1 protein-coding gene and 1 pseudogene are annotated in these 1,101 nt (G+C 42.1%); both read left to right on the forward strand.

Annotated elements, in window-relative coordinates; translation table 11 throughout:
* Positions 1-306: pseudogene (locus Q7P05_RS04035) on the forward strand (aldehyde dehydrogenase EutE); the annotation flags it as partial.
* Positions 307-317: 11 nt separating this feature from the next.
* Positions 318-1,101: iron-containing alcohol dehydrogenase (locus Q7P05_RS04040; protein WP_303930632.1), on the forward strand; the 784-nt coding region annotated here is incomplete at its 3' end.

Genomic DNA, 1,101 nt, shown 5'->3' on the forward strand with positions numbered 1-1,101 from the left:
ATTCTACCGGTTGTAACGGTAGATAGCTTTGATGAAGGTCTCGATGTATGCTTGATGTTAGAAGCGGGCTTACATCATACGGCAACAATGCATTCCTTAAATATGGAACGCCTCAATCGGATGGCCCGTAAAATGAAAACATCTATTTTTGTTAAGAATGGTCCATCCTATGCAGGGCTTGGTTTTAGTGGTGAAGGTACGACAACCTTTACAATTGCTACACCTACTGGGGAATCTACTACATCAGCACGCTGCTTTGCACGCCGTCGTAGATGTTGCTTAACAACAGGGTTCAATATTCGATAGGTGGTGAGCATATGAATAAATGGACTTTTCCAACCCAAATTTATGCAGGACCAGATTCGTTGAATCGTCTTACAGAATTTAATAATGAATCCATCCTTATCATATGTGATCCATTTTTAAAAGATTCTCCGAGCCTTACCTATGTGATGGGCTTAATGGACAGTAAAAATAAAGTAACTATCTACACTGATGTGGTACCTGATCCGCCCATAACGCATGTAGTAAAGGGCATTGAATTTATGGAAGGTATCAAACCGACCGTTATCATTGCCATAGGTGGTGGCTCTTGCATTGATATGAGCAAAGGGATTGCTTATTTTGGTCGTAAATTAAAGCATATGGATATCAAATCCTTTATTGCCGTGCCTACGACTAGCGGCACAGGATCTGAAGTAACCGCCTTTGCTGTTCTTACTGATAGCGAAACACAGATTAAGTATCCTCTTGTGGATGATGCGGTATTACCTGATGAAGCTTTGTTAACGCCATTGTTTGTAAAAACATCTCCACCAAGTGTTACTGCTTTTAGTGGTATGGATGTACTAGTTCATGCGCTAGAAGCCTATGTAGCGACTGCTGCTAATAACTTTACCGATGCATTGGCACAACAGGCGATTGAGCTTGTCTTTGAATATTTGCCAAAATGTCATAAACCAACAGCTACAGAGCATGACCGCATGTCTATGCACGAAGCATCATGCCTTGCAGGGCTTTCCTTTAACAAGGCTGGCGTAGGTATCGTTCATGCTATGGCTCATCAGCTGGGAGGACAATTCCATGTGCCTCATGGTCTAG

Origin of the sequence: Veillonella dispar (genome assembly GCF_937975875.1) — a bacterium.
Classification (GTDB): domain Bacteria; phylum Bacillota; class Negativicutes; order Veillonellales; family Veillonellaceae; genus Veillonella; species Veillonella dispar_B.